The sequence below is a fragment of the Barnesiella sp. genome (genome assembly GCF_022723415.1).
Classification (GTDB): Bacteria; Bacteroidota; Bacteroidia; order Bacteroidales; family Barnesiellaceae; genus Barnesiella; species Barnesiella intestinihominis.
The window spans coordinates 1-1,371 of record NZ_JAIJHU010000140.1 but is presented as its reverse complement, the minus strand read 5'-3'; the positions used below and the strand labels follow the sequence as shown (position 1 = coordinate 1,371).

2 protein-coding genes are annotated in these 1,371 nt (G+C 37.6%); one reads left to right on the top strand and one right to left on the bottom strand.

The window, feature by feature from the left end; translation table 11 throughout:
* Positions 1-704: replication initiation protein (locus QVD32_RS13130; protein ID WP_353847105.1), on the bottom strand; the 704-nt coding region annotated here is incomplete at its 3' end.
* Positions 705-1,257: 553 nt separating this feature from the next.
* Between QVD32_RS13130 and QVD32_RS13270 the strand changes: the two genes are divergently transcribed.
* Positions 1,258-1,344: a type I toxin-antitoxin system Fst family toxin gene (locus tag QVD32_RS13270; protein ID WP_353847106.1), complete on the top strand. Its 87-nt coding sequence runs from the start codon at positions 1,258-1,260 to the stop codon at positions 1,342-1,344.
* Positions 1,345-1,371 lie beyond the last annotated feature (27 nt).

The following is a 1,371-nucleotide window of genomic DNA, read 5'->3' as shown; positions in this document are numbered from 1 at the left end:
TCTTTGGTTGGTGCATGTTTGTTAAAATCGTCTGCTTTTTTTATCTCAGGTTTAAATGTGAATTGATAGCCAATAACAGGCTTTCCCCGTCCTTTTCCGTATTTCTTTTTGATTGTCAGACCTTTGAAAATTGCGGTTAGTTCTTGTTGGATAGGCTTTATGACATTTTTATTTATATCACTTTGTCTATAACTTTTTGGAATATCCAATAATTCGTGAAGATCTTCTTTTGAAAAATAGGCAAAGCCTTTGGTTCTGTATTGTTTTAACAAACGAAACATTGTTTTTGCGTAACTACTTTCTAGTTCATTGAATTGTTGGAGAGAATAGCGCACCCATTCATCTAAATTGTTTAGTAAAGGCAAAGCTTTTTCGTAAATTCGTATATCTACGTAAGGATTTTCTACGTCCCCGTTAATTTTAAATTCTGTAAACATCACAAACATATCGTAAGAAAGCCCAGACTCACTTCTGCGACCAAAGCGTAAAGATAAAATTTTTTCATAAGTTGCTTTTAAATCTTCTACAAATCGAACATTCGCAGTTGCTTTGTAGTTACTCAAATCTTTTAGTTGGTCAAACGTAAAACGAACTGTCTTATCCCCTTTTTCACGCATTCTGGACACAATCGAGAAGAACAAATTCATTTCGACTGGTGTAAATTTACGTAGCGGAATTGTATTTAATTCATGGTGGTATTTCACAATTTCATTTGTCATTTAAGCACCTCAAATCTATTATAGGGGTATCTTTACAGGATAACTACCCCTATAATAGCACATCTAAACAGACAAAACCACCCCCAAAAACAGACAAAACCACCCCCAAAAGCCTCTGTATCCATTGGGAGAGTAGGGACACAGACGACGGTAAAGAGGTTTAAAAAGAGGTTTAAAAAGAGATTATAAAAGAGGGAGCTAAATTTTCCCGCCTAAAAAATCACTTCTTTTTTTTTCAAACAGATTCGCGAATTTTCCTAAACTGGGAACTTGCTCCCTACGGTCGCTTAAAAGGTGTGTTCGCTTCGCTCTCACATTATACTGCGCAGTCGCCTAAAGGCTCCTTTGCTAAACCCGTTGTTCAAAGAGGGTTGTGTGAAGCTCTAGGTGCTCGTCTAAGCCGTTCTAAGACAATCTTGGATAAAATCCTTATCTTGTTTCAAAAGCGCCTTACAGGCGGTCAGGACAAGCCCTAACAACCCTAAAGCAATTATGGTATACTCATTAACGGCAACTGCCCCGAAAGGGGGGGATAGCCATGTTAGAAAAATTAATCTCGTTGATTATCGCCCCGCTTTTAGTGGGTCTAGTACTTTTGCTAGTTGATCGTTGGCTAGACAATTAGTTGATAATCGAAGCAGTTGTCCTCTAG